At 72.4% G+C, this 6,855-nt stretch carries 10 protein-coding genes; 3 read left to right on the top strand and 7 right to left on the bottom strand.

What is annotated here, in order from left to right; genetic code table 11:
* Positions 1-152 precede the first annotated feature (152 nt).
* A complete protein-coding gene (gene meaB / locus ABT106_RS30270) occupies positions 153-1,115 on the top strand; it encodes a methylmalonyl Co-A mutase-associated GTPase MeaB (protein WP_351283772.1) in 963 nt (320 codons plus the stop codon).
* A gap of 143 nt (positions 1,116-1,258) precedes the next feature.
* On the opposite strand, the gene ABT106_RS30265 is transcribed toward meaB, so the two are convergent.
* From ABT106_RS30265 to ABT106_RS30245, 5 genes are all read right to left on the bottom strand, one after another.
* Positions 1,259-1,828, bottom strand: a complete 570-nt coding sequence (locus tag ABT106_RS30265) for a PepSY domain-containing protein (RefSeq protein ID WP_351283770.1) — start codon at positions 1,826-1,828, stop codon at positions 1,259-1,261.
* Between the two features lie 132 nt (positions 1,829-1,960).
* A complete protein-coding gene (locus ABT106_RS30260) occupies positions 1,961-2,464 on the bottom strand; it encodes a MarR family winged helix-turn-helix transcriptional regulator (RefSeq protein ID WP_351283777.1) in 504 nt (167 codons plus the stop codon).
* A gap of 115 nt (positions 2,465-2,579) precedes the next feature.
* On the bottom strand, positions 2,580-3,383 hold the full coding sequence (locus ABT106_RS30255; RefSeq protein ID WP_351283775.1) for an AIM24 family protein: 804 nt from the start codon (positions 3,381-3,383) through the stop codon (positions 2,580-2,582).
* Between the two features lie 11 nt (positions 3,384-3,394).
* A complete protein-coding gene (locus tag ABT106_RS30250; protein WP_351283767.1) occupies positions 3,395-4,045 on the bottom strand; it encodes an AIM24 family protein in 651 nt (216 codons plus the stop codon).
* On the bottom strand, positions 4,045-4,683 hold the full coding sequence (locus tag ABT106_RS30245; protein ID WP_351283764.1) for an AIM24 family protein: 639 nt from the start codon (positions 4,681-4,683) through the stop codon (positions 4,045-4,047). Before ABT106_RS30245 ends, ABT106_RS30250 begins: the two co-directional genes overlap by 1 nt.
* A gap of 185 nt (positions 4,684-4,868) precedes the next feature.
* Here ABT106_RS30245 and ABT106_RS30240 point away from each other — a divergent pair, with 185 nt between their 5' ends.
* On the top strand, positions 4,869-5,213 hold the full coding sequence (locus ABT106_RS30240; protein ID WP_351283762.1) for a DUF3817 domain-containing protein: 345 nt from the start codon (positions 4,869-4,871) through the stop codon (positions 5,211-5,213).
* Entirely contained in the window at positions 5,210-5,506 is a 297-nt protein-coding gene (locus ABT106_RS30235; protein ID WP_351283759.1) for an MTH1187 family thiamine-binding protein, read from the top strand. The genes ABT106_RS30240 and ABT106_RS30235 overlap by 4 nt, the downstream gene beginning before the upstream one ends.
* A 125-nt stretch (positions 5,507-5,631) precedes the next feature.
* On the opposite strand, the gene ABT106_RS30230 is transcribed toward ABT106_RS30235, so the two are convergent.
* Together ABT106_RS30230 and rpmJ are read right to left on the bottom strand one after the other, a co-directional pair.
* Positions 5,632-6,630 carry an ArsR/SmtB family transcription factor gene (locus ABT106_RS30230; RefSeq protein WP_351283756.1) on the bottom strand — a complete coding sequence of 333 codons (999 nt, stop codon included), beginning with the start codon at positions 6,628-6,630 and terminating at the stop codon, positions 5,632-5,634.
* Positions 6,631-6,733: 103 nt separating this feature from the next.
* Positions 6,734-6,838 (bottom strand): 50S ribosomal protein L36, encoded by a 105-nt coding sequence (rpmJ, locus tag ABT106_RS30225; RefSeq protein WP_351283754.1) that lies wholly within the window; start codon positions 6,836-6,838, stop codon positions 6,734-6,736.
* Positions 6,839-6,855: the final 17 nt, after the last annotated feature.

Genomic DNA, 6,855 nt, shown 5'->3' with positions numbered 1-6,855 from the left:
AGACCCGGGCCGCACGGAGCGCGTCCAGGTCCAGCTCGTCGGTCTCGATCTCCAGGCCGGATCCCCGGCCCGCGCCCCGGCCGTACGGGTTCGCACCCGGACCCGTGACCCCGTATCCGTATCCGTAGCGAGAACCGAGGAGCGCAGCACGTATGACGGCGGTGGACGTCCCCCAGCTGGTGGCCCAGGCGCGTGAGGGCAGGCCGAGAGCGGTGGCCCGGCTGATCTCGCTGGTCGAGGGGGCGTCCCCGCAGCTGCGCGAGGTGATGGCGGCGCTGGCGCCGCTGACGGGCGGGGCGTACGTGGTGGGGCTGACGGGCTCGCCCGGCGTCGGCAAGTCCACCTCGACCTCGGCGCTGGTGACCGCCTACCGCAAGGCGGGCAAGCGGGTCGGCGTGCTCGCGGTCGACCCGTCCTCGCCGTTCTCGGGCGGCGCGCTGCTCGGCGACCGGGTGCGGATGTCGGACCACGCGGGGGACCCCGGCGTGTACATCCGGTCCATGGCCACCCGGGGGCACCTGGGCGGCCTGGCGTGGGCGGCGCCGCAGGCGATCCGGGTGCTGGACGCGGCCGGCTGCGAGGTGATCCTGGTCGAGACGGTCGGGGTCGGGCAGTCGGAGGTGGAGATCGCCTCGCAGGCGGACACCTCGGTGGTGCTGCTGGCCCCGGGCATGGGCGACGGCATCCAGGCCGCGAAGGCGGGGATCCTGGAGATCGGCGACGTGTACGTGGTCAACAAGGCCGACCGGGACGGCGCCGACGCGACCGCCCGGGAGCTGAACCACATGCTCGGCCTGGGCGAGGCCCGCGGCCGGGACGACTGGCGGCCGCCGATCGTCAAGACGGTCGCGGCCCGCGGCCAGGGCATCGACGAGCTGGTCGAGGCGCTGGAGAAGCACCGGGCGTGGATGGACGGGCGGGGCGTGCTGGCGGAGCGGCGCGCGGCGCGGGCCGCGCACGAGGTGGAGACCATCGCGATCACGGCCCTGCGGGCCAGGCTCGCGGACCTGCGCGGGGACGCGCGGCTCGACGCGCTGGCCGTACGGGTCGCCGCCGGCGAGCTGGACCCGTACGCGGCGGCGGACGCGCTGCTGGACAGCCTGACGGAGGGCTGAGCCCCCGGCTGAGACCCGGCTGCGGGGCCGGAGAGCTGCTCCGGAGCCTCTCGGCAGCCGTCCGGGCGGGGCCGCCAGGGGTGTGTGCGGACCCCGGACCCGCCCCGGACGGGTGTCCGGGGCGGGCCGGGCGGCGTCGGCCGTCAGTTGTTGTCGTTGTCGTCCGTGTCCGAGTCGGTGGTGGACGCGGTGACCTTGCCCGTGGCGGGGTCGACGTGGACGTTGTGGGTCTTGCCGTCGGTGGTCTTCACCTCGACGTTCCAGTAGGTCTTGCCGTTGTCGTCGTCATCGTCCCAGTCCAGCGACCAGACCTGGCCGGAGTGCTTGGCGAGGGCCGTCTTGACGGCCTGCTCGGCCTTGACCTTCGCGGCGAGCAGCGCGGCGTTCTCGTTGCCGTCGTCGTCGTTGTCGTCCTGGTTCTCCTTGGTGACGCTGCCGGTCGCCGCGTTCACCTCCAGCTCCGCGTGCTTGCCGTCCTTGGAGATCACGTCGACGTGCCAGACGGAGCCGTCGCGGTCGACGGACTGGACGACGCCGGGGTGGGCCTTCAGGGCCGCCGCGACGGCCGCCTCGGCCGTCACGTCGGCGCGGGCGGCCGCGGCCGCGGGGACGGTTCTCGCCGTGTCGGCGGTCGCCGCCGCCGCGGCCGCCACCGGGCCTCCGAGCATCAGGACCACGGATGCGGCCGTCGCGATGTACGCAGTGCGCTTCATGGGCTGGACCTCCTCAGGCCGGCCGTCGCGCGCCCACGGCTGCTCGGCGCGCACCCGGCCGGCGGCGGGCGTACCGACCATTGTGTGGCCGATCGCCCGGCCCGGCGATCGGAGCCCCGACGGGGCCCCGTCTCAGGCCCTGCCGCGGTTCTCCCGCAGGTGCTCCGCGACCGGGCGCAGGGACGCGCGCAGCGCCGCGAGGGCCTCCGGCGGCAGCAGGTCGATGAAGTGCCGGCGGACGGACGCCACGTGGTGCGGAGCCACCTTGCGCATCGTCTCCAGGCCCTCGTCCGTGAGCACCGCGTACAGGCCGCGGCGGTCGGACTCGCAGTTCACCCGGCGGACCAGGCCGGCCGCCTCCATGCGCGTGATCTGGTGCGAGAGGCGGCTCTTGGACTGCAGGGTCGCGGTCGCGAGGTCGCTCATCCGCATCCGGTTCTCGTCCGACTCCGAGAGGTTCACGAGGATCTCGTAGTCGTTGTTCGTGAGGCCGAAGGGCTGGAGGTCCTTTTCCAGCTGGTGCATCAGCAGCCGGCTGACGTCCAGGTGGGTGCGCCAGGCGCACTGCTCGGCGTCGGTCAGCCAGGGGGTCTCCTCGGACGGGGTCCGAGGGGTCGGGGCCGTCTGGGTCTCCATGGTCTCCATGAATGAACTCTACCTAAGAAGTTGAATTGCGTACAAAGATGGATCCGGGGCGGGGCCCTGGGCGGTTCCCGGCCGAGCCGGGCGGCCGGGGTCCCGGGCGGTGGGGCTACAGTCCGAAGCGGCGCTGGAGATCACCCAGCTGCCCTGGCATCCGCGGCACGCCCACCTGCCCCAGCGGACCCTGCCCGGCTCCGGGGACCCCCTGGGCGTTGCCCGTGGCCGCGCCGGCGCCGACCGCGCCGACCGCTCTCTCCGCCATCAGCATCTCGGACGACTGCAGCAGCACCGTGCCGGCCCCGACGAACTCGAACTGGTGCTCCTCGCCCGAGGTGCCCCCGATGCCGGTCAGCGAGCGCAGCCCGCCCATCACGCCGGACATGTAGGCGTGGTCGTAGTGGTGGCACGGCGACGGGCAGTCCGCCCAGCCGACCAGCGCCTGCGGGTCCACGCGCAGCGGCGGCTCCATGAACACCACCGGCCCGTTGGACGCGGCCACGAACTTGCCCGTCCCGATCAGCGTCAGGAATCCCGGGACGATCGACTGCTTCAGCGCCAGGGTGGGCTGGTAGGCGAGCAGGTTGCCCGAACGGATCGTCAGGTTCCCCTTGTCCAGGTCGAACGAGTTCACGTCGAAGGCCCGGTCGGCCAGCAGCATCTTGCCCTGGCCCTCGGCCACCACCCAGTCGGCGGCGTGCAGCGGCGAATGGAAGCTGGTGCGCAGCAGCCGGTCGAAACGTCCGCTGCCGATGCCGTTGAACTCGATGCTCCCGTAGTACGAGATCATCTTGCCCTTCTGCAGGAACCACTGGCTCCCCTTGAGCTCCACGCAGAAGGTGTACGGGTTCACGTTGTCGTCGGAGGGCAGGGTGTACGGGTCGAAGACCGTCGGCCCGCCGGGTCCGCCCGTCACGGGGCCAAAGTTCACAGCTTCTCCTCCGACGCCTGTACGTACACCGCGCCCTGGCCGGACAGCTCCAGCTGGAACGCCTCGCCCGAGCCGCGCCCCACCATGTCGCGCCAGCCGAGCGCGGTGGAGAGCTTGTTGCGCACCTCGCCGTGGTGGGCGACGTACGCCTGCGGGTCCACGTGGATGGGGCGCTGGGGGGTGATGGGGAGCTCGATGACCCCGCCGTGGGCCATCACGGCGACCGAGCCGTGCCCCTTGAGGGTCGTGGTGAACAGGCCCTGGCCCGACACCTGGCCGCGCACCATGCCCATGACCCCGCCCTGGGAGCCCATGAACATCGTGCCCTGCTGAAGGGTGCCGTCGAAGGCGAGCAGCCGGTCGGCCTCCACGTAGAGCGTCTCACCGGTGAGGTTGATCACCTGGATGTGGTGGCCGCCGTGGCCGAACATCACGGTGCCGCTGCCTTCGACCGACATCAGCGGGGTCTGCTCGTTCGCCACCCGGCGCCCGATCATGCCCATGACCCCGCCCTGGCCGCCGGTCAGGCTCGGGGTGAAGGAGACCTCGCCGCGGTAGGCGAGCATCGCGCCGCGCTGGCTGTACATCTTCTGCCCGGGGACGACCTGGGCCTCGACCATCTTCGAGTTGATCTCGCGGAACGGCATCAGACGTCGCCCCCGACGGTGTTGCGCTCGCTGGGCTGCACGTAGACCAGGCCCTCGCCCTCGAAGCGGATCTGGAACGCCTCCCCGGAGCCCTCGCCGATCAGCGTGCGGAAGTTCACGCCCGACTGGAAGGACTGCTGGAGGTTCCCGGTGTGCGCGATGTACGCCCCCGGGTCGACGGAGAGCGGGTACTGGGCGCTGACGCGCAGCACCACGGCCGGGCCGTCGGACATGATCGCCGCCTGGCCCGAGCCCTCGACGGTCGTCGTGAACAGGCCGTTGCCCGACGTGGCGCCGCGCAGACCGGTGAAGGTCGTGCCGGTGCGCAGGCCCGCGTCGGTGCACAGCAGGTTGCTGGACTCGACGTAGAGCTTCTCGCCGCGCAGGTTGACCAGATTGATCTCGCTCGCGCGGTCGGCGAAGAAACAGGTGCCGTGCCCCTGCACTTCCATCACGGTCATCTGCTCGCCGGTCAGCCGCCGGGTCACCATTCCGCGGAGACCTTCGCCGCCGCCTGTCATCTTCTTGAAGGCCACTTGGCCGTCGTACGCGACCATGGAGCCGTTCTTCGCTTTGACGGCGTCCCCGGTCAGGTCGACGGCGAGCACCTTGCTGCCTTGGAGTCGGAACTGAGCCACGGGATGACGTTATCCGCAGCGACCGTGCCCGAGAAGGGCTTGGTGGCCGATATACGCCACACTGCGGTGTTGGTGACGTCCCGAAGGCGCCCCTGAGGCGTCCCGGGGGCGGGCACCCCGGTCAAGATCCCGTAAAGCGGCTGAGACACTGGGACGGACCCTGGCCTCCACCCCGAAGGTTCCACGTGGACATCAAGACCGCCTCCGCCCTGCACCGGCTGCGCCTCATCTCCGTACCGGAGGCGCTGTCGTTCCCGGCCCTGCTGATCTTCGGTTCGCTCCTGAAGCGGACGACGGACATCGACTACCTGATGCCGCCGCTCGGCGCGCTCCACGGGTTCCTGTTCGTCATCTACGTCATCTTCCTGCTGGACGTGTGGCACAAGGCGAAGTGGCCGCTGAAGAAGGTCGCGCTGTTCTTCGTGCTCTCGCTGATCCCGTTCGGCGGGCTCTACGGCGACAAGCTGCTCAAGCGGGACGAGGCGGACAGCGTGCTGGCGGCCCGTGCGCGCGAGGCGGCCAAGGCATGATCATCGCGTTCTCGGTGACCCCGCTGGGCGTCGGCGAAGAGGTCGGCGCGTACGTGGCGGACGCCGTCCGTGTGGTGCGCGAGTCGGGCCTGCCCCACCGCACCGACGCCATGTTCACCACGGTGGAAGGTGAATGGGACGAGGTGATGGACGTGGTCAAGCGCGCGGTGGCCGCCGTGGAGGCACGGGCGCCCCGGGTCTCCTTCATCCTCAAGGCCGACATCCGGCCCGGTGTCAGCGACGGCATGACCTCGAAGGTCGAGACGGTGGAACGCCACCTCGCCGAGGGCTGAGGCGGGCACGACGCGGGCGGGCGCTTCGCGGGGCCGGTCCTTCCGTGGGTCCGGTCCCTCCGCGGCCCGGTCCTTCCGTGGGGCCCGGTCCGTCGTGGGGCCGGTGTTCCGTGAGCCCGGCGCCTTCAGCGGGCGGCGGGCTCGCGCGCGGTGAGGGCGAGGGCCAGCGGGGTGCGCTCGTACAGCACCTGGCGGCCGTGCCGTGCGGAGACCAGCAGGCCCGCCGCGTGCAGCACCCCCAGGTGCGCCGAGACCGTGGACGGGGCCAGGCCCAGCCGGTGGGCCAGCACCGTGGTGGAGGCCGGCTCGTCCAGCGCGCACAGCACGTCGGCCCTGACCGCGCCCAGCAGCCGGGCCAGCGCCCGCGGGGCGGGCCCCGCCGGGGCGGTCCACAGCCCGCCGACGCCCCGTGCGGGGTACACGAGCGTCGGCTGCCAGGGCGGGTCGTAGCCGCCGACCACCTGCGGCCAGACGAACGCGCTCGGCATCAGCAGCAGCCCCTGCCCGTCCAGCGCCCGGTGGTGGTGCGCGGGCCGTTCGATGGTCAGGGTGTCGCTCTCCCCGTGCCAGCGCAGGTCCGGGTGGAGCCCGTCGAACAGCGCCTCCAGCCCGCCCGCCGCCAGCCGCCGGGAGTGGAACAGGATGTCTGCCTCCAGCAGGGCGCGCAGCCGCGGCCAGTGCGGTTCGACCAGCGCCTGCCAGGCCCGCTCGGTGAGGTCCGCCAACTCCCGTACGGCGCGGGCCGGATCGGCCATCATCCGCTGCCCGGCGGCGCTCTCCAGGGCGCCCGGAGTGCAGACGAGGGAGAGTCGCAGGTCCTCGCGGGCCGCCTCCGGATCGGCGGCCCGCACCCGGGCGATCTCCTCCTCGAAGGTGACGGAGGGCCCGAGGGGCGGCGGGCTGAGGAAGTCCGGATGGTGCCCGGAGCGGGGCATCAGCAGCCACAGCGGACGCAGGTCCAGCTTGTCGGCGGCCTCCCGCGCCTGCCGGAGCCACGGGAGGTGGTACGCCTGCCGGTGCGGGGACAGCAGGACCCGTACCGCTTCCTGGGTCTCCCAGCGGGGGGAGAGGGAGAACCGGCACCGCAGGAGGTCGCCCGGCCCGAACCGGAAGTGGAACCCCACGCCGCCGACTCCTCCCGTTCCTGTGCCTGTGCCTGTGCCTGTCCCGTACGGGTACCCGGGCTCGGCCGCCGGCCGGCCCCTGCGGCTGCCGCCCGACGCTACGTCATCGGGGCGGGCGGCCCGGCCCGGGCGGCCCGGGCGGGCGGTGACCGGGCCGGGTCACCTTGCACTTGTCGCAGATCTTCTTGACGCTCGGCTTGACCTTCATTGGGTGAGGTTCTCCGG

The sequence above is a fragment of the Streptomyces sp. NPDC002044 genome, from assembly GCF_040296725.1.
Lineage (GTDB): Bacteria > Actinomycetota > Actinomycetes > Streptomycetales > Streptomycetaceae > Streptomyces > Streptomyces antarcticus.
This window is presented reverse-complemented; position numbering and strand designations above follow the sequence as displayed.